19 protein-coding genes are annotated in these 18,054 nt (G+C 63.6%); 5 read left to right on the plus strand and 14 right to left on the minus strand.

Features of this window, described 5'->3' with window-relative positions; genetic code table 11:
* Nucleotides 1–72: 72 nt before the first annotated feature.
* The 8 genes from IPF49_06370 to IPF49_06405 form a co-directional block, all read right to left on the minus strand.
* Nucleotides 73–984: a hypothetical protein gene (locus tag IPF49_06370; protein ID MBK6287254.1), complete on the minus strand. Its 912-nt coding sequence runs from the start codon at nucleotides 982–984 to the stop codon at nucleotides 73–75.
* Between the two features lie 107 nt (nucleotides 985–1,091).
* Nucleotides 1,092–1,601 carry a hypothetical protein gene (locus IPF49_06375; protein ID MBK6287255.1) on the minus strand — a complete coding sequence of 170 codons (510 nt, stop codon included), beginning with the start codon at nucleotides 1,599–1,601 and terminating at the stop codon, nucleotides 1,092–1,094.
* Between the two features lie 14 nt (nucleotides 1,602–1,615).
* The gene (locus tag IPF49_06380) at nucleotides 1,616–1,774 is read right to left on the minus strand and encodes a hypothetical protein (GenBank protein ID MBK6287256.1); all 159 of its coding nucleotides are present in this window, start codon (nucleotides 1,772–1,774) and stop codon (nucleotides 1,616–1,618) included.
* Nucleotides 1,775–1,814: 40 nt separating this feature from the next.
* A complete protein-coding gene (locus IPF49_06385; protein MBK6287257.1) occupies nucleotides 1,815–2,906 on the minus strand; it encodes an HNH endonuclease in 1,092 nt (363 codons plus the stop codon).
* 2 nt (nucleotides 2,907–2,908) lie between these two features.
* Entirely contained in the window at nucleotides 2,909–3,310 is a 402-nt protein-coding gene (locus IPF49_06390; GenBank protein MBK6287258.1) for an HIT domain-containing protein, read from the minus strand.
* On the minus strand, nucleotides 3,291–6,365 hold the full coding sequence (locus tag IPF49_06395) for an SMC family ATPase (GenBank protein MBK6287259.1): 3,075 nt from the start codon (nucleotides 6,363–6,365) through the stop codon (nucleotides 3,291–3,293). Before IPF49_06395 ends, IPF49_06390 begins: the two co-directional genes overlap by 20 nt.
* A gap of 1 nt (nucleotide 6,366) precedes the next feature.
* Entirely contained in the window at nucleotides 6,367–7,509 is a 1,143-nt protein-coding gene (locus tag IPF49_06400; protein ID MBK6287260.1) for an exonuclease SbcCD subunit D, read from the minus strand.
* Nucleotides 7,510–7,590: 81 nt separating this feature from the next.
* Entirely contained in the window at nucleotides 7,591–7,917 is a 327-nt protein-coding gene (locus tag IPF49_06405) for a hypothetical protein (protein MBK6287261.1), read from the minus strand.
* A gap of 371 nt (nucleotides 7,918–8,288) precedes the next feature.
* On the opposite strand from IPF49_06405, the gene IPF49_06410 reads away from it, so the two are divergent.
* Nucleotides 8,289–9,194 (plus strand): WYL domain-containing protein, encoded by a 906-nt coding sequence (locus IPF49_06410; GenBank protein MBK6287262.1) that lies wholly within the window; start codon nucleotides 8,289–8,291, stop codon nucleotides 9,192–9,194.
* Nucleotides 9,191–9,700, plus strand: coding sequence for a nuclear transport factor 2 family protein (locus IPF49_06415; protein ID MBK6287263.1), 510 nt, complete (start codon nucleotides 9,191–9,193; stop codon nucleotides 9,698–9,700). Before IPF49_06410 ends, IPF49_06415 begins: the two co-directional genes overlap by 4 nt.
* A gap of 52 nt (nucleotides 9,701–9,752) precedes the next feature.
* Here the strand turns inward: IPF49_06415 and IPF49_06420 are convergent, their stop codons facing one another.
* From IPF49_06420 to IPF49_06430, 3 genes are all read right to left on the minus strand, one after another.
* Nucleotides 9,753–10,457 (minus strand): DUF1003 domain-containing protein, encoded by a 705-nt coding sequence (locus tag IPF49_06420; protein MBK6287264.1) that lies wholly within the window; start codon nucleotides 10,455–10,457, stop codon nucleotides 9,753–9,755.
* 136 nt (nucleotides 10,458–10,593) lie between these two features.
* Nucleotides 10,594–11,283, minus strand: coding sequence for an aquaporin Z (aqpZ, locus tag IPF49_06425; protein MBK6287265.1), 690 nt, complete (start codon nucleotides 11,281–11,283; stop codon nucleotides 10,594–10,596).
* A 563-nt stretch (nucleotides 11,284–11,846) separates the two neighbouring features.
* Entirely contained in the window at nucleotides 11,847–12,122 is a 276-nt protein-coding gene (locus IPF49_06430; protein ID MBK6287266.1) for a hypothetical protein, read from the minus strand.
* A 189-nt stretch (nucleotides 12,123–12,311) separates the two neighbouring features.
* Between IPF49_06430 and IPF49_06435 the strand changes: the two genes are divergently transcribed.
* Both IPF49_06435 and IPF49_06440 read left to right on the plus strand, forming a co-directional pair.
* Entirely contained in the window at nucleotides 12,312–13,400 is a 1,089-nt protein-coding gene (locus IPF49_06435) for an alpha/beta hydrolase (protein MBK6287267.1), read from the plus strand.
* Entirely contained in the window at nucleotides 13,397–14,308 is a 912-nt protein-coding gene (locus IPF49_06440; GenBank protein MBK6287268.1) for an SDR family oxidoreductase, read from the plus strand. The genes IPF49_06435 and IPF49_06440 overlap by 4 nt, the downstream gene beginning before the upstream one ends.
* Nucleotides 14,309–14,318: 10 nt before the next feature.
* Here the strand turns inward: IPF49_06440 and IPF49_06445 are convergent, their stop codons facing one another.
* The gene (locus IPF49_06445) at nucleotides 14,319–15,140 is read right to left on the minus strand and encodes an SDR family oxidoreductase (protein MBK6287269.1); all 822 of its coding nucleotides are present in this window, start codon (nucleotides 15,138–15,140) and stop codon (nucleotides 14,319–14,321) included.
* Between the two features lie 154 nt (nucleotides 15,141–15,294).
* On the opposite strand from IPF49_06445, the gene IPF49_06450 reads away from it, so the two are divergent.
* Nucleotides 15,295–16,053 (plus strand): glutathione S-transferase N-terminal domain-containing protein, encoded by a 759-nt coding sequence (locus tag IPF49_06450; protein MBK6287270.1) that lies wholly within the window; start codon nucleotides 15,295–15,297, stop codon nucleotides 16,051–16,053.
* Between the two features lie 20 nt (nucleotides 16,054–16,073).
* Here IPF49_06450 and IPF49_06455 read toward each other — a convergent pair whose 3' ends face one another.
* Nucleotides 16,074–17,141, minus strand: coding sequence for an MBL fold metallo-hydrolase (locus IPF49_06455; GenBank protein MBK6287271.1), 1,068 nt, complete (start codon nucleotides 17,139–17,141; stop codon nucleotides 16,074–16,076).
* A 101-nt stretch (nucleotides 17,142–17,242) separates the two neighbouring features.
* On the minus strand, nucleotides 17,243–18,046 hold the full coding sequence (locus IPF49_06460; GenBank protein MBK6287272.1) for a sulfite exporter TauE/SafE family protein: 804 nt from the start codon (nucleotides 18,044–18,046) through the stop codon (nucleotides 17,243–17,245).
* Nucleotides 18,047–18,054 lie beyond the last annotated feature (8 nt).

An 18,054-nucleotide genomic window follows, 5' to 3' on the forward strand; every position in this document is an offset into this window, starting at 1 on the left:
ATGCCCGTGCACAGCAATTTCACGCAGCGTCACCACCCAAGAAACAACTCGCGATCCTGTTCGTATCTTCGGTCAGGAGACCGCATGGCGCGACAAGGTGATTGCGGTTACCGAGGGGTTGCTGCCGAAGGATTGCCGGATGGTGCGCGCGATTGCCATCGCAGCGTCTTCGCTCGAATACACTTCCATCACTATTCTGTATTTGTGCAATTCGACTGATCCTGTTTGCCCGGGATTTTCTGCAACGTCCGGATCATGCGCAAACCCCTCCGGCGCGTTCAGCACGTCGACTTCGAGTGCAACGCTTGTCGATCCCGTTTCTTCATTTAGCCGCGCGATACGTTGCTGGATGAGCAGATCCAACTCCGGGCCGGACAATGAAACAAGGGAATCGCGGTCCTGGAACAGCAGCCGGTAGTTATCAGGCAGGGAATCGATCAGTTGCCCGTTCTTGCAGACTTCCCCGCTTCGCTCCTCGATTTCCCGACCGATGGTTGCGCACAGGCCATTGATTGCCGCGTAAACACCCGAGGTCCCCATTTTCCCCTTCACCGCCAGCTCGAATCGGGCGCGGTCAAGATAGTCGCGCTGGTCGAGCAGCTGGAAATCCTCCGGCTGTGCCGCAATCATCTTGCGGACAGCGGCAATACCCGTCTCGATCAAGCCGTCCCTGATTTGCTGTTTGCGCGTCCTGATCTGCCGCTCCAGCGCCAATCGAGCCTGTCTGGCCTCTTCCGAAACCTCGTCAATCGCAGCGAACAATCGCTGGATATCGGCTGCCTGGCGCAGCGCGGACTCCTTGGCTGCCTGCAATGTGGCTTCGGCCGTCTTGAACAATTTCACCCGTCTGCCCGCTTCGACGAAATCATTGTCAGTGCTCAGTTCGGTTCTGGTTGAGCGAATCTGGGCGACCAGCGCATCCTTCCATTGCTCGAAGTTGGAACTCAATACCTCGCCGGTCAGCTTTATCACCAGATCGTTCATGATCGTTTTCCGCTAGTAAATAACAACATCCTGATCGACTTCGAACCAAGCCACGCTTCCTGGAACAGTGAGGAAACTCCGGCAATGACCCAGGTCCATTGCACCAGCTACTCGCTGCGCTTGCAGTACTCGCCCGCCTTGTAATAGCCCGATGGACAGGACGAGTCGATTTGCTCTATCACATGCGTTGCCGTTTGCTTGCTGGCCACGCAGTATTCTCCGCTGCGGTAATAGCCCGACGGGCACGAGGAGCCGTGCCGCTGGGTCACCGTCCTGGGCTGTTCGCTGCTGGCCACGCAATATTCGCCCGACTTGTAATAACCGCCGGGACAGGATGAGCCGTCGCGCTCGAGTGCCGCCTTCGTTTTGTCTCCGCTGGCGACGCAATACTCTCCCGATTTGTAATAGCCGCTCGGGCAGGAAGAGCCCTTGCGCTGCAGCACGGCTTTCGTGGCGTCTTTGCCTGGCACGCAGTACTCGCCGGACTTGTAGTAACCACTCGGGCAGGCGCTGCCGGAGCGAGGCATTGCGGCCGCTTGTTCGGCATGGGTAAATTTCGCGCCACCGCCCGTGATCAGAACAATCACGATGAACAATTGCAGCGGGAATTTACTCATGAGTGCGGCGCCTCTCAGTCCTCGTAATCCCATAGCCCGTCGTTATCGATGTCACAGTCGATAACGCCGCGACTCGCATCCCATACGCCGTCGGTGTCGCAGTCGCGGTCGATGCCCTGGGCGAACCATCCGACAACGTGCAGGCCGAGAATAAAGCTGAAAAAAAACCGCATACAACTCTCCCGATTGACCGGACATCAAGTCCAATGCGTATCAGGCTGCCAAAATATTCCGCCAACTACCAGAAAGCGCGTTGAACTCTTTGTTGCGAACCCAAACGCGGGCACCAAGATCCTCGGCATGCCCATAGGACCATCTTGTCGCGCACATCGATGCCGCGTGGTCTATCAATATACCTGCTTGCTCACTGGCACAAACGAGCTCTCGCGAAAATCTCTGATTCCGTTCACACCACCGGTCAAGATGCTCTTCTGCCGCAAGAAAATCGGACTTGGCTGAATTGCAACTCGCGTGCGTGAGTACAAAATTGTGGATCAGATCGCGCGGATATCTCGACCATGGAACAAAGTGATCTACATGGCCTTCCTTTCGGATCGATCGATTGCAGTAGAAACAACGGCCTCGCTGGATTTCCTCGAGCGGACCGCGCATCTTCCGCAACGACTGGCGCTCGTCTCCGAACATGAAACTGGCCAAAGTTGCCGCTTGTCCGAGCACTGCTCGATTCGCAGGCAGATTCTGCACGAACTCCAGCCAATCCGATTGAACCAATCGCCTGATAATCTGAGCGTAGCGACGAAAATTGAATACCACGCCGGGCAGCAGGTCGATCGACTTCGATTCCTCATCAATGCGATACAGAAACTCGAGCTTGTCACCACCAATCGTCTGTAATTTGCCGAGAGGCATTTTGCAAATCAGGGCTGCTATCGTTGACCGCAGCGATTCCCATCGGCGACTGGCCCTGAGTTGCGTCAAGGTCGCAAGCTGTTCGCGTGCGGCAGAAAGAGTTGTTATGGCTTTCGCCTGTGCCCCTTTATTCTGGTGCAATCGGCCGTCCGTCGTGGAATCCATGCCACTGTATGGAAGCACTTGTCTCCAGTAAAGCTCGATGAATTTTTCGGCGATCGAAATTACCGGAACGCGCATGGGCGCGCCGCTGTCGTTGCCATGTTCGATCGCCAGTTCAACCAGCGAAAGAAGCAATGCATACTTGTATGTGGCGACGAACTGCCCTTCATCAAGCAGCTTTTCAATCATCGCGAGAAACCGAACCTGTTCCTCCGCTGATGGTTGAGCGCCGACGTAGTACGCGCGGCTGGACTCCTCGATCGAATCGTTCACCTTCAATCTCGCCAGTACTTCGCCTTGGCAGGCAATATCCACCGCACCCCGCCCCGAGGATCGGCAACGTCACCTACGAATCGTGGAATCAGGTGCATGTGCATGTGCGGAACGGTTTGCCCGGCCTGTGGACCATCGTTTATTCCGATATTGTAGGCTTCCGGATTCAATTCCGCGTTCAGAAGCGCTCTCATCGACGCCAAAAGCGCCATGAGATCCGCGCGTTCTACAGATGAAACTTCGAAAAATGAACCTATGTGCCGTTTGGGAATAATCAGCGAGTGACCCGGTGAGACAGGGTATGCGTCGCGAATGGCAATCGCGGTAGCGTTTGATTGAACTAACCTGTTCGCCGGCAGTGCACAAAACACGCATGGTCCGGTATCAATGGTGCCCTCGCCCATCACCCCCCACCACCCTGAGCCGACTCCCGCTCACCCCCGCCTCCACCACCACCTGCGCGCTGATCTGCTGCTTCAACTCAGGCACATGGGAGATGATGCCGACCATGCGCCCGGCGGCCTGCAGATCGACCAGGGTGCGGATCGCGAGATCGAGCGAGTCGGGGTCGAGGCTGCCGAAACCCTCGTCGATGAACAGCGTGTCGAGGCGGATGCCGCCGGAGTGTGCCTGCACCACATCGGACAAGCCGAGTGCCAGCGACAGCGCGGCCATGAAACTTTCACCACCCGAGAGCGTCGCAACCGAGCGCCGGGTGCCGGTGTAGGCATCCTCCACGTCGAGATCGAGCCCCGACTTGCCCCGCATATCATCGGCCTCCAGGCGCCGCAACAAGCGGTAGCGGCCCTTGCTCATGAGCTTGAGCCGGTGGTCGGCCTCGATCAGCACATCGTCGAGCAGCGCGGCCAGCACAAAGCGCTGCAGGCTGAGGCGATAGGCATTGCTGCCATTGGCGACCTGGCTCAGCTTGCCGGTCACCGCGTACTCGGCTTCGCGCGCGGCCTGTTCGCGGGCCAGGGTTTCGAGGGTCTTGAGTACCGCCGATTGCGTCTTGTGCCGCTCACCAAGCATGCCGAGTTGGTCGATGGCCTGCGTCAGCGTCGCGCGCTTGTCGCGCTCGAACTCTGCTGTTTGCGTCAGCTCCGGACGCACGAGCCCGGCGATCGCGGCCTGCTTTTCCTCCAGCGCGCGGCGTGCAAGCAGCAGCGTGTCCTGGTACTCGCGCAATTGCTGCTCGAGCCCGGCCTGTTCCTGGGGCGTGATCAGGGCCGCGCGGAATTCCTCGTTGCTGGAATAGCTGCTGCTGGCCAGTGCCTGCTGCCAGCGCTGTCCGGCAGCCTTGTGTTGCGCGCCCGCCTTTTCCGCGCCTTCGCGAGTGGCCGTGGCGCTGCTCTCGGCGGCGATCCGCGCTTCGCGAGCCTGCTCCAGCGCACTGGCGCTGGCACTGAGCAGCGCGCCGAGTTGCGCGAGTTCCGTTTCAAGCGCGGCGATGGCCCTGCCGAGCGCGGCGGGTTGCTGCATATCCTCCGGGACACGTTGCTGACGTTCACTGACCATTGTGGCAGCGCTCGCTTCCTCGCGCGCGGCGGCATCGACTGAGTCCGCAGCGCTGCGCAACTCCGCCTCGTGCACCCCGCGCTGTTGCCGCAACTTTTCCAGATCGGCCTGCGCTTCCGGCAATTCGGCGCGCAGCATTGCAAGGCGCGCGGCATCCTTGCTCAGGACCTCGCCGCGTTGCGCAAGCGCAGCAGCGCTTTCGTCTGCATGCTCGCCCAACTCGCCCTCGAGCGCCGCGATCTGCTGCTGGTTTGCCACCCGCGTTGCCGCCAGCGAACTCGACTGTTCGCGCAGCGTATCGCGCTCGGCACGCGCGCTATCCTCGGCGGTGCTGGCCTGTTCCAGCTCCGTGGCATCGGGCACCGCGCCACCCTGGTGCGCGGGTTGCGGATGCTCGGTGCTGCCGCACACCGCGCAGGGCAGTCCGGGCTGCAATTGCGAAGCCAGCACCGCGGCCTGCGCCGCGGTCCAGGCATTGGCCAGTGCGCGCGTGGTGGAGCTCGCCTGCGTCAGAGCGGCCTCGGCAGCCAACTGCTCCTTGCCAAGCGTCTTCTGCTTCTCGGTGCCTTGCTCCAACTCGGCGCGCAGCGTATCGAGGCGTTGCCGCTTTGCCAGCAACTCACGCAGCCGGGCATGTTCGGCAGGTGCATTCGCGAGCGTGTCGATCTGCGTGCGCTGCTCCGCAATGCGCGTCTCGCTGGCAGCAATCTGCCCGATGCAATGATCGAGGGCGCCCTGCAATTCGTTTGCCCGCTGCTTTGCGGCCGCAAGCGCCGCGCGCTTTGTCTGGAGTTGCGTGCTGGCTTCGGCCAGTTCGCCGACCAGGGAAACCATCGCGTTCAGCTGATCGAGCGTCTTGCTGTTCGACTCGAACAAGGGCCGCTGCGCCTGCACGGCGCTCGCCGCGCTGCTCGCATCGGATTCCGCCTGGCGTGCCAGCTGCAGCGCAGCCTCTGCGCTCTGTTGGCGCTGCAGCACCTGGGCATATTCACCCTCGCGCTCCTGCAAGGCATCGAACAAGGGCGCGATGGCGCGGGCCGCGCGGGCGCCCTCGATACGCCTGCGATTGTCCGCCTGGAGATGCTCCTGGGTTTCCAGTTGCGCCAGCGCAACCTGCGCTGCCTCGCACTGCGCGAATGCTTTTTCCTGCTGACGGGCGCGCTCCAGTGCCTGCTGCGCCACCGTATGCTGCTGCTCGGCTGCCTTGCGCGCGGTCTCTGCAACAACCAGCTCCTGTGCCAGTTGTGCCACCGCGCTCGCCAGCGCCGCGGCATTTTCCGCACCGGTATTGAGCAGCATGCCGCCCTGGCGTTCGCGCAGCCGCGCGACCTCGCTGGACAGGGCATTGGCGCGCTCGCGCAACAGGTTTTCCAGCCGCGAGTACACCTGGGTCTGGAACAGTTGCTGGAATATCTTCTCGCGCGCCTCGGAGGGCGCGAGCAGCAGCTCGCGGAACTTGCCCTGCGGCAGCACCATGACCTGGCGGAACTGTTCGGCGCTGAGCCCGGTCAGATCGATCATCATCTGGGTCGCGTCGGTGACCTTGCGCGCGACCAGCACTTGCTCGCTGCCATCCTCGGCGATGCGGTACAGCTGCGATTCGGACGGCTGGCGTGTCTTGCCCTCGCCGCTCTTCTTGGGCCGTTCCTGCTCCGGCACGCGGCGAATGCGGTAACGCGTGCCACCGAGTTCGAACAGGAACGTGACTTCGGTCAGCAGTTCGGGCACGGCGTTGTGGCAGCGCATCTGTGCCGCGTCACGCTCGTTGCTGGTGGTCTCGCCATAGAGTGCGTAGCAGATCGCGTCGAGGATGCTGGTCTTGCCAGCACCGGTCGGGCCATTGATCAGGAACAGCGGGTTTTGACCGAGTTCGGCAAATTCAAGCACCTCGCTGCCGGCAAAGGGCCCGAACGCGCACATCTCGAGACGGATCGGGCGCATCTCAGGCATCCGCCCCGGTATGGATCTGCCCGAGCAGTTCGGCGACGACGGCGGCGGCGCCGTCGTCGAGCTTCTCATTGGTCATCTGCTGCCAGAAATCGCGGAACATCGGCATCTCGCCCTGCTTCAGGCGGTCGCGCTCGGGTGCGCGCCGTTCGCCGCCCTCGTTGAGCGTCGGGCGCTCGATATGCAGCACGTTGGAATACACGGTGCGCAGCTTGCCGAGCACATCGAGCATCGCGTGGGTGTCCAGCAGACGCACCAGCAGGTAGTCCTCGGCCTGCGGATCGCTGCGGCCATTGACCAGCAGCGCCTCGAGCTCGCCCTCGATCACCCGCAGGTCGCGCCGCGCCTTCAGCTCGACTCGCTCGATCGCGCACCGGCCCGTGGCGTCCATCTCGACCACGGTCACGCTCTTGTGCTGCCTGGCTTCCGAAAAGGAGTATTTCAGGATCGAACCCGAGTAACGGATATGTTTGGCGCCGCGCGCCTGCGGGGCATGCAGATGACCAAGCGCCACGTAATCGAAGCCCGCGAAGCACGCCGCCGGCACCGTCTCCACGCCGCCCACCGCCAGCGGACGCTCCGAATCACTGCTCTCGAAGCCTTCGAGAAAACAATGCGCGATCACCACCGAACGCCGCCCCTCGGGATTGTGGGCACGGATCTGCGCGGTCAGTGCGCTCATGGCCTGCTCGTGGCCCTGCACGTCCGCGCCGAGCACCTGGCGCACGGTGGCGGGATCGGCATAGGGCAACGGGTAGAACGCGACGCTGCCGTGAGCATCATCGAGCAGCACGGGCTGCGGCTGCGGCAGCAGCGGTCCGCAGACATGAACGCCGGCCTGCGCGAGCTGGCGTGCCCCGAAGCCGAGGCGCTCGGGGCCATCGTGGTTGCCGGCAATCAGGATCACCGGCACACCACACTCACCGTTCAGCGCATGCAGCACCTGGTCGAGCAGCGTCACCGCATCCGGCGAAGGCACCGCGCGGTCATAGATATCGCCCGCGATCACCACCACGTCGATGGCGCGCGCAGCGACAATCGCCACGATCTGCTTCAGCACATGGCGCTGATCGTCGATCAACGCCACGCCATGCAGTTGGCGGCCGATGTGCCAGTCGGAGGTATGCAGGATCTTCATGTGCTCGGTAGCTTCCTGTGCGGGTCCGGCTTGTCGATCAGGCACCATTGTAGGGAGAATGGCCCGGCCCGGCGTGTTCGATCAATGCAGCTGGCGCGCAGCACGGCCCGTCTCCGCGGCCCGCAGCCGGCGCACGCGGCGGTTGTCGGCCCGGTAGGTGGTGACCAGCGTTCCGTCCTGCTCGATCACCGCGACACCGGCGAGATGATCGAGGCGCTGCAGGATACGCTTGATATCGCGGCGGGCCAGCGCCAGCGCCCGATCGCTCAGTACGAAACCCTCATCCACCGATTCGCCGTAGCGCATCACCAGTTCGAGATCGGTATTGCTCACGCCGCGCTGGCGCTGGCGCTTTGCGGCGTGAAAGCTCAGCTCGAACACGATTTTCTGTTTTGTCGATTCGCTCATGATCCACCTCCCGAGAGTACCGGCTGGTACCGTTGGACGCAGTTTCGTCCAAGTCGGCGCGACTCGCCATACTGCGAATTTGCACATGTAGGATTTGCGCGCAGATCGACGGATCTACCGTTGGGATGCCGGACAGCCGCCACGAACAGTCGCTCAAAAAACGACCGGGTCAGTCCACAAAAATGATATTTACATTCTTATTTATCAGTATGTTATATTTTATTTCTGATAATTTACACGAATACAAAATACAGGCCAGTCCTGCCGCCACTCAATCCCATATGTCGTGATTTGCTACAGGTGCCGCGCAAGGCTGATGCGACCGGGGCGATCAGGCACAATGGCCACGCAGGACGAACACCGGAGAACACATGGACACCGCCGCCTGGCCCCACCGATGGGATCTGCTCACCCGCTACCGCCTGATCGAGATCGTGGCGTTGTGGGAAGGCCGGCTCACCACCAATCACCTCGGCCACGCCTTCGGAATCGGCCGCCAGCAGGCCTCGAAGGACATCAACACCTACAACCGCGAGATCGCGCCCGGCAACCTGTTGTATGACGTCCGTCTGAAGGGCTATCGGCCGGCGCCCGGTTTCGTCCCGCAGGTCACCGCCGGCGAGGCCGACGAGTACCTGCAACTGCTGAACCGGCACCGCGATCTCGCGCTGCGCTTCGAGAGCCTCGGCCTGCAGCACGCCAATACCGAGGTACTGGCGCTGCCGCTGCGCAATGTGCGCCCGCAGATCCTGCGCCCGCTGCTCGAGGCCGCGCGTGACGCACGCCGCGTCGAGGTCGAATACGTATCGTTCACCACGCCCGAGGTCGAAACGCGGGTGATCGCGCCACACACCCTGGTATTCAGCGGCGCACGCTGGCATCTGCGCGCCTATTGCGAAAAGAACCGCGACTACCGTGACTTCGTGCTGAGCCGCTTCCGCGGCGAGGCGGACCTGATGGACGAGTCACCGAATCCCGCTGCCGCCGACGAGGCCTGGAACACCCGGGTAACCGTGCGCATCGTGCCGGATACCCGTCTCGATCCCCACCAGCGCGACATCATCGAACAGGATTACGGAATGCACGACGGCGCGCTTGCGATCGCGACCCGCGGCGCGCTGGTGCACTACCTGCTGCAACTGCTGCGCATCGACATGAACATCCTCGACGCCAACCCCAGCGCCCAGCAGATCATCGTCGCCAACCGCGAGCAACTGCGCCGCTGGCTGTTCGGACTCCAGCCCGCTCACCACTCCAAAGGAGACCTCTACCGATGAAACGATTCGACAAGCTCAGCGGCACGCTCACCGTGCAGGAACTCTCCGACCGGGTGCAGATCGAGGATCTGCTGTACCTCGAGATCACCGCGATCGATGAACGCGACTGGGATATGTGGGAGAGCATCTACACCGCGGATGCGCTGGTCGACTGGTCGGAGGCCGGCGCCATGAAAGGCACGCCCGCCGAGGTGCGCAGGTATGCCGAAGGCGTGCTGAACACATTCCCCTACCCGGCCTACCAGCACCTGTGCTCGAACCTGGTGATCCGCCTCGCCGGCGACGAGGCAAGCTGCCGCTCGATGCAGTACATCGCGGTGCCATTGCCCAACGCCGATGGCGAACGCCAGATGTCGTTTCAGGGGATCTGGTTCGAGGACCGCTTGCGGCGCACCGCCGAGGGCTGGCGCATCTGCGAGCGGATCGAGCGGCTCGCCTGGCGCCACAACTTCCCCGCGGGTTACGAGATTCCCGATCCGCTGAGATTTCGCGCGCCGGCCCGCTAAGCTCGCTGCCAGGCGCGGGGCCAGGGAAATCAGCCGGGGGAGAGCCACGAGCTCATTTTCTCGCGCCCAGGTCCGCCAGCAACTCGAGCTGCAGTTCCTGAATCTGCACCAGGCGTTCCCACTGATGGGACAGCAGGTGATCGACTTTTTCGTGCAAGTGCCGTATCTCGAGTTCCGCCTTCAGGTTCACCTGGTAATCGTGCTCGGAGCGAATCCGGTCTTTTGCCTCCTGGCGGTTCTGGCTCATCATGATGACCGGTGCCTGGATCGCCGCAAGACAGGAAAGAATCAGGTTCAGGAATATGAAGGGATAGGGATCCGGTGGCCGCCACAGCAGCAACATCGAGTTCATGCCGATCCAGATGCACAGAAACACTCCGAAGCAGATCAGGAATGCCCAGCTGCCCCCGAAAGAGGCGATCCTGTCGGCGAGCCGCTCGCCGAAACTCCAGTTCTGTTCGAACTCCGCATCGATATTCGAAGACAGCAACTCGTGCTCGCGCATGCTGCGTACGACTTCCTGCTCGAGCGATGACAATTCGCCACGCTCGGATTCGAGCAGCGTATGCAGGTAGCTGCCGCGAATCCGCGCGAGATCCGGCCGGCAAATGAATTTGTCCGACGACCAGTCCGGAACGCTCTTGAGAATTTCGGCCGCCATTTCCTTGCGCACAATCTCGCCGGAAACCACATTGCGCGCCGCAAACGACTTGCCGCAGATGGCACAGGCCTTCGGTAAAGCGCTCTTTGAATGCATGACGGTTCAACCTCTCGAGCGGATGCTCAGGCTGCAGAATACGCCACCACGCAATGCGCGCGAATCGTCGCCGGACAGCGCGCCTGCAAGTAATGGTTGCCACGGGCCGGATTCCGGCCGGCCCGCGGCACGACGATCAGTCGTCGGCGTTGCCAAGCGCCCGGTAAACCAGCGCACCGAGAACCGCACCGACGATCGGTGCCACCCAGAACAGCCACAGTTGCGCGACCGCCCAGTCGCCCACGAACAGCGCCACCCCGGTGCTGCGCGCCGGGTTGACCGAGGTGTTGGTGACCGGGATGCTGACCAGGTGGATCAGCGTCAGGCACAGACCGATCGCGATCGGGGCAAATCCGGCCGGGGCGCGCTTGGCGGTCGAGCCCAGGATCACCAGCAGGAACATCATCGTCATCACGACTTCGCAGACCAGCGCCGCAAGCATCGAATACCCGCCCGGCGAGTGCGCGCCATAGCCGTTCGACGCAAACCCCGCCGCGACATCGAATCCTTCCTTGCCGCTCGCGATCACAAACAGCACGCCACCGGCCGCAATGCCGCCAAGCACCTGCGCGATGATATAAGGCGCGAGATCAGAGGCCGGGAAACGCCCTCCCGCCCACAGGCCTACCGAAACCGCGGGATTGAGATGACAGCCCGATATATGGCCGATCGCATACGCCATGGTCAGTACCGTCAGGCCGAAGGCGAGAGCCACACCAAGCAGGCCAATGCCAACTCCCGGGAACGCAGCGGCCAGGACTGCACTGCCGCAACCACCGAGCACCAGCCAGAACGTTCCAAAAAGCTCCGCACCATACTTTTTCATTTTCTACATCGTGTGCCAGATTTTGTTTGAACGCGAGAACAACCACGCCGCGAACGGCAGCCTTTCCTCGCGGTGCACAGGGTAGCGCCGATCGGCCCGCCGCGCACCCTTCAGCCTTCCGGTCACTGGTAGTGGGAATGAGCGCGAACCGCCTTGCCGTGGCTATCGAACCGCGGCTCGCCAGACGGGTTCATTCGTCAAGCGGACAACCTGCCTGCACCAGAGTCCGCTCGCGCGAGCGATCATGCGCCAGGATGGCGAACACCACCCCGGCTCCGGCAAGCAGCATGCCGAACAGAAAAGTGAAAAGCGTATCCATGAAAAACCTCCGCGAAACGTGATACTGCTGGTTCGCAACAAAAAAGATGGCCGCCACGCGGCTGGTAGTTCTCCACGGACGAGGAGGAGCAGGCTGTCTCCAGCCACGCCGGCGTGGCGCCATCAACGCCCACGATTACGCCCGGGCGGGCCGAGCGGATCAGTGGCAAATTGCCCGGCGCCGGCATCCCGATCACGACGCGCCCCTGGGCGCCATCCCCTGCCCGGCCACCGGCGAGCACCACTCACCCTGGCCGCTTCTGATCGAAGCTGTACCACTTGCCCTCGTGCAGATAGAGCCGGTACTTCTTCGCGCACTGCCCCTGCGGATCCTCGCTGGACACACCGGTTGCGCCGGCCACGTACTCCTTCGACCGCAGGCAGCGCTTCATGTTGTCAAGATTGAGTTCCATCTGCTCCTCGAAAGTGACCGTGCGCATATTGCGGATCGGCCCGCTCCACAACCACCATGCGCCGGACACGACGAGCACCAGGATCACCAGGCGCGACACAGACTCCATGACTCCTGCTCTCGCCACACACTCGAGCTTCGAGTATAGCCAGCCCCGCGAAGCACGCCCGTGATGGCGCTCGCACAATTGCACGCTCGCCACCATCGCGTAGCCTGCGACAATCAACCACACGAAGACGAGTGGTCTTGTATACACTGCCTGCCGTCCAGAACTTCGTGCCGGAGCCCCGCCGTGACCATGACCGCGAGCATCATCCTGTTTATTGCGATTGCGATCTGGGCGATCACGCGCTTCTATCTGCGCGGCGAGGATCTCGGGCGCTTCGACCAGGGAGGGCACGTGGTACGCGGAGAGCCGCGCAATCCAAGTGCCGGTCACTATGAGGCGATCGCACTGCTGAACGAGCTCATCGGCGGCGGTACCGGCAAGCCGGGCGGACGCGAGCAACTGGTCTACCTGCGCCGGAAAATGGACGAACTCGGCGATCGCGCGGACCTGGGCGGGGTCGAGATCCGCCCTGTGGACAGCGAGGGCGTGCGCGGCGAATGGGTACTGGCCGAGGGCGCCGATCCGGCACGCCGACTGCTCTACCTGCACGGCGGTGCGTTCACGATGGGCAGCCCGAAGAGCCATCGTTCCATCACCTCGCGTCTGTCGCGGCTAGCCGGTGCCGCGGTACTGGTCGTCGAATACCGGTTGATGCCCGAGCACCGGCGCCTCGACGGGCTGGAGGACTGTAAACATGCCTATCGCTGGTTGCTGGAGAATGGACCCCGCGGCCGCGCGCCGCTCGAGACCCTGTTCGTCGCCGGCGATTCAGCGGGTGGCAATCTGTGCCTGGCGCTGATCGCCTGGGCGCGCGATGCGGGTCTGCGGCCCGCCGACGGCGCGGTGGCCCTTTCACCGGCCACCGATGGCACGTTGAGCAGCCCAAGCCTGATCGCTAACCTGCACAGCGATCATATGCTCGGCCCGATGTTCGGGCGCATGGCAAAGATACCGCGCGGCCTGCTGTTGTGGGTATCGTGGTTCACTAACCGCCTGCGACCCTGCGACCCGCGCATCTCGCCGGCTCACGGCGAGCTTTCGCGACTGCCGCCAACGCTGGTGCATGCCAGCGAGGCGGAGATGCTGCTCGACGATTCGCGCCGCTACGTGAACAAGGCGCGGGCCGCGGGCTCCCCCGCCACGCTGGAAACCTGGCACGATATGCTGCACGTATGGCATGCCTTCGAGGGCACTGTTGCCGAAGCGGCGGAAGCCTTTGGCCACATCGGCGAATTTCTCGAGCGCTGCAAACCCCGCCCCAAGGAACCCGTGTCATGAATACTTCTTCCAGCAGATCCGGATTCGACCGTCGCGCGACCGCCCAGCAGGTAACCGAGGGCCTCGATCTCGGCGGCACGACAATCGTGGTCACGGGCGCCAATTCCGGGCTCGGTCTCGAGACGCTGCGGGTGCTGAGCCTGCGCGGTGCGCACGTGGTCGCGGTGGCGCGCAGCCTCGAGAAAGCCGAGCAGGCCTGCGCCCAGGCAAGCGGCGAGACCACCGCGATTGCCTGCGAACTGAGCGACCTGGAATCGGTGGTCGAGTGTTCCAATCGCATCAACGCGCTCGGTCGCCCGATCGATACCCTGATCTGCAACGCCGGCATCATGGCCCTGCCGCGGCTGGAACAGAAAATGGGGCTGGAACTGCAGTTCCTGACCAACCATCTGGGGCATTTCGTGCTGGTCAACCGGCTGCTCGACAAGGTACTGCAGGCACCGGCCGGGCGGATCGTGATGCTGTCCAGCGCGGGCCATGCGGCGGCACCGAAATGCGGGATCGATTTTGACAATCTCTCGGGCGAAAAAGGCTACAGCGGATGGCGTTTCTACGGCCAGTCGAAACTGGCCAACCTGTTGACCGCAAAAGCGCTGGCACGGCGGCTCGAGGGCACGCGCGCCACCGCCAACGCGGTGCACCCCGGCGTGATCAACACCAACCTCGGACGGCACATGCCGGGCGTGCTGCGCCACGCAATGCGATTGATCGCGAATATCGCATTCAAGAGCGTCGAGCAGGGCGCCGCGACCCAGTGCTACGTCGCCACCCACCCTGCCCTCGCCGGCGTGAGCGGCGAATATTTTGCCGATAGCAATATCACGAAGCCGGCGCGGCGCGCCGAGAACCGCAAGCTTGCCGAGCGCTTGTGGACGGTTTCCGGGCAACTCGCCGCGGATTATCTCTGATGCCGCCCTGTCAGCGACCGGGCACCATGCCACCGTCGACGCTGTAGAGTTGACCGCTGATCCAGGCCCCCTGATCGCTGCATAAAAACACCACGATATTCGCGATATCCAGGCCGGTACCCGCGCGGCGCAGCGGCACATAGGATTCGAGCATCTGCTGCCACTGCTCGCCCCGCCCGATATCGTCGATGCGATAGGTGTCGATGATGCCGGGGCAGACCGCGTTCACCCGCACGCCATTCGGACCCAGTTCCGCCGCCATCGCGCAGGTCAGCGCGTGAATGCCCGCCTTCGAGGCTGCATAGGCCGCGGTGCGTGCGGCCATCATCTTGCCGCCGATCGATGAGATATTGACGATCGAGCCGCCGTTGCCGAGCTCGAGCAGCGCACGCCCGAAAGCACGACTCATGTAGAAGGTGCCGTTCAGGTTCACCTCGATCACCTTGCGCCACTCCTCGACCTCGAGATCGACCACCGGCACCCGATCGGCACCACGCGCCGCGCCGGCGTTGTTGACCAGCACATCGACCCGGCCGAATTCCGCAAGGCTGCGCTCGAACAGCGCATCGACCGCCAGTGGATCGGCGACATCGCTGACCAGCGCGAGCGCGCGCCGACCCAGCGCGCGCACCTCGGCGGCAACTGATTCGATATCCTGCCAGCCGGCCGCCTGCTCCTCCGCGGGATAACGATCCGGGGCGCGCCCGGTACCGGTCAAAACGACATCACAGCCGGCACGTGCCAGTTCCACCGCGATCGGCCGCCCGATCGAGCGCATCCGACCCGCGCCGGTCACCACCGCCACCTTGTTCTCGAGCCCCGTGATCTCCATGACGAATTCCTCGCTGTTGCCTGGCCGCAAGTCTAGCAGCAAGTCACTTCGCGCTGCCGGCACCCAGCAAAGAAGCTTCCCCGGCGGTCGCGAGCCTGTAGCTGTCCTCGGCCGCTCGCTCTGCTAAGATGCGGGTGTTGATCAGGAGCCCGCCATGGACGATACCCTCGACGTGATCAGCTCCAGTCTTGCCTCCTCACTGCGGCTGTGGCGCGGCACCAACGCCCATCCCGCCGCCGTGCAGCCCGCCAAGGTGCTGCAGCTCTATGACATCGAAGCCTGCCCCTATTGCCGCCTGGTGCGCGAAGCGCTGACCGAACTCGACCTCGATGCGTTGATCTTTCCCTGTCCGAAAAGCGGTCGCCGTTATCGCCCCCGCGCCCGCAAGCGCGGCGGTCAGTCGCTATTTCCCTACCTGGTCGATCGGAACACCCGTACGGCCCTTTACGAATCGGCCGATATCATCGCCTATCTCTATCGTGAGTACGGTCAGCGCCATCCGCCATCCCGGCTGATGCGCATGCTGGACGTCAGCAGCTCGATGAGCGCCAGCGCCATGCGTGGGCGCGCCGGATTCCGCGTGCGCAAATCCATCCGGCCCGCGCAGCCCCTGATGTTGTTCAGTTTCGAAGCGAGCCCCTATTCGCGCCGCGTCCGTGAATTACTGTGCGAACTGGAGATTGCCTACCTGCTGCGCAACACCGGCAAGGCCGTGTGGCAGGACCTGGGACCGCCGCGACTGCGCAAGGCGTTGTTTCCGGAGCTGCCGGTCGAGGGTCGCTGCCGGCGCGAATTGCTCGAGCGCGCCGGGCGGGTACAGCTACCCTACCTGGTCGATCCCAATACCGGCAGCGAAATGTTCGAGTCGGAGGATATCTGCCGCTACCTGCTCGAGAACTACGCCCGGGCCTGACCCTGCATTCGCAGCACGACTCATTCGCTGCCGCCACGCACGGCATGCCCCTGCGCGCGCCAGCGCAGCATGCCGCCGGACAGATTGGCCAGCTTCGTGAAGCCCGCCTTCTGCAGGATCGAGTAGGCCTGCGCCGAGCGCGCCCCGGCGCGACAGACCGTCACCAGACCCCGCTCGCGGTCGAATTCGCCGCTGCGCGTCGCAAGCTGCCCTAGCGGCACCAGCCGCGCGCCGTCGATGTATCCGAGCGGACCAACGTATTCCTCCGGCTCGCGCACATCGACGATCTGTACCGTACCGATGATTTCCTCGAGCGCCTGCGGGCTGATTTCCCAGATACCCCCGAAGGTATAGCCGAGCGGTGCCCAGTCCTGCTCGTCGCCCGGTGCCTGCACATCGGGCTCGCCGCAGCGCAGGTTGGCCGGCACCGCAACATCGATCTGGCGCGGGTGCGCCAATTGCAGGTTGCTCATGTAGCCGACGAAATCGTCCTCGCTGATCTCGCCACCGAGGCGCGGATTGAAGCGCATCTCCTCGCCCACGCTGGTTACCGTCAATCCGCGGTAGTCATGGGCCGGATAGAGCAGGCAGGCACGCGGCAGCGTGAACAGCTGAGTGTGAACCGAGCGGTACATCAGGCGCGCATCGCCCTGCTGGAAATCGGTGCGACCACTGCCGCGGATCAGCAGGCAATCACCGGTGAACGCCATGCTCTCGTCATCGAGGACGTAGCTCATGCAACCGCTGGTGTGGCCGGGCGTCGCGCGCACCCGCAATTTGCGCTTGCCGAACCCGACGCTGTCACCGTGCTCCAGATAGCGATCGGCGCCCTGGGCCGCGCCCACACGCGCCAGCGCGATCACGCTGCCGAAGCGGCGCCGGTGCAGCCAGCTTGCCGTGACGTGGTCGGCATGCACGTGGGTTTCCAGGGTCGCGACCAGTTCGAGTCCGAGCTCCTCGATCAACGCCGCGTCACGGCGCGCCTGCTCGAACACCGAGTCGATCAGCACCGCCTTGCCGCTTGCGCCGTCGGCAAGCAGGTAGGTGTAGGTCGAGGAAGTGGGATCGATCAATTGTCGCAACAGCAGCATGACGGCCTGCCTCCAGGTTCAGGAGCGAAAAACGGCACCAGTATAACGCCGGGCAGCCAAGAGCACCGACACGCGCGCCACCCGGCCAGCGCGCGCATTCAGCCCAGCAGCGGCCATGCCATCGCGACAGCCACCACCAGCATCGCGCCGGCAAAGCCCTGCTGCAGTCGCGGGCCGGCAATGCGCGCGGCCACATGGCGCCCGCCAGACATCCCGATCACGGTGCCCGCGACAAACGGCAGCGCTACCAGCCAGGGAATGGATTGGCCCTGCAATACCGCGACCCCGACCGTGCCGCCACTGATCAGGGCGATGGCCATCAGCGAGGTGGCGACTGCCGAATGCATGCTCAGATCGGTGGCCGCGCGCAGCGAGGGCACGATCACGAAGCCGCCGCCGACGCCGAGCATGCCGGAAAGAAACCCGGTCAAGGCACCGATCGCGGAGATCACCGCGAGACTGAGCGGGGTCCAGTCGAAGCGCCCGGTGCCCGGATCGAGATGGCACACCGCGACCGTCGCGCGGACCACCGCCGCATCGTCGGGGGTGCGGCTCGCCTGGATCAGCAGGCGGACACCGACCAGCAGCAGCACCAGCGCGAATGACAGCGTCAGGATATCGACCGCGAGTACCCGCGCGGCGTGCAGGCCGAATGGCGCCATCAGCCACGCGGCCAGCGCCATCAGCAGCGCGGCGCGGTAACGCACCAGGCGCACGTCCCAGGCCACCACGGTTCCAAAGCCGGCACCGATGCACACCGCGAGCAGGGCGACCGGCACCGCCTGCGGCAGGGTCCATCCCAAGCCCCACATCAGCAGCGGCACCGCGAAGATCGAGCCGCCCGCGCCGGTCAGCCCGAGCACCAGCCCCACCAGCACGCCGAGCGCGATTGCAGTGATCATCGCGCGCT

It is taken from the genome of Gammaproteobacteria bacterium (assembly GCA_016705365.1).
Taxonomy (GTDB): domain Bacteria; phylum Pseudomonadota; class Gammaproteobacteria; order Pseudomonadales; family UBA5518; genus UBA5518.

Bases quoted from the DNA above. Each gene is read 5' to 3' on its own strand.
- IPF49_06370 (MBK6287254.1), bottom strand. From the start codon at position 984: ATGAACGATCTGGTGATAAAGCTGACCGGCGAGGTATTGAGTTCCAAC.
- IPF49_06405 (MBK6287261.1), bottom strand. From the start codon at position 7,917: ATGAGCGAATCGACAAAACAGAAAATCGTGTTCGAGCTGAGCTTTCAC.
- IPF49_06430 (MBK6287266.1), bottom strand. From the start codon at position 12,122: ATGGAGTCTGTGTCGCGCCTGGTGATCCTGGTGCTCGTCGTGTCCGGC.
- IPF49_06415 (MBK6287263.1), top strand. From the start codon at position 9,191: ATGAAACGATTCGACAAGCTCAGCGGCACGCTCACCGTGCAGGAACTC.
- aqpZ (MBK6287265.1), bottom strand. From the start codon at position 11,283: ATGAAAAAGTATGGTGCGGAGCTTTTTGGAACGTTCTGGCTGGTGCTC.
- IPF49_06440 (MBK6287268.1), top strand. From the start codon at position 13,397: ATGAATACTTCTTCCAGCAGATCCGGATTCGACCGTCGCGCGACCGCC.
- IPF49_06410 (MBK6287262.1), top strand. From the start codon at position 8,289: ATGGACACCGCCGCCTGGCCCCACCGATGGGATCTGCTCACCCGCTAC.
- IPF49_06435 (MBK6287267.1), top strand. From the start codon at position 12,312: ATGACCGCGAGCATCATCCTGTTTATTGCGATTGCGATCTGGGCGATC.
- IPF49_06460 (MBK6287272.1), bottom strand. From the start codon at position 18,046: ATGATCACTGCAATCGCGCTCGGCGTGCTGGTGGGGCTGGTGCTCGGG.
- IPF49_06400 (MBK6287260.1), bottom strand. From the start codon at position 7,509: ATGAAGATCCTGCATACCTCCGACTGGCACATCGGCCGCCAACTGCAT.
- IPF49_06445 (MBK6287269.1), bottom strand. From the start codon at position 15,140: ATGGAGATCACGGGGCTCGAGAACAAGGTGGCGGTGGTGACCGGCGCG.
- IPF49_06395 (MBK6287259.1), bottom strand. From the start codon at position 6,365: ATGCGCCCGATCCGTCTCGAGATGTGCGCGTTCGGGCCCTTTGCCGGC.
- IPF49_06420 (MBK6287264.1), bottom strand. From the start codon at position 10,457: ATGCATTCAAAGAGCGCTTTACCGAAGGCCTGTGCCATCTGCGGCAAG.
- IPF49_06380 (MBK6287256.1), bottom strand. From the start codon at position 1,774: ATGCGGTTTTTTTTCAGCTTTATTCTCGGCCTGCACGTTGTCGGATGG.
- IPF49_06375 (MBK6287255.1), bottom strand. From the start codon at position 1,601: ATGAGTAAATTCCCGCTGCAATTGTTCATCGTGATTGTTCTGATCACG.
- IPF49_06450 (MBK6287270.1), top strand. From the start codon at position 15,295: ATGGACGATACCCTCGACGTGATCAGCTCCAGTCTTGCCTCCTCACTG.
- IPF49_06390 (MBK6287258.1), bottom strand. From the start codon at position 3,310: ATGGGCGAGGGCACCATTGATACCGGACCATGCGTGTTTTGTGCACTG.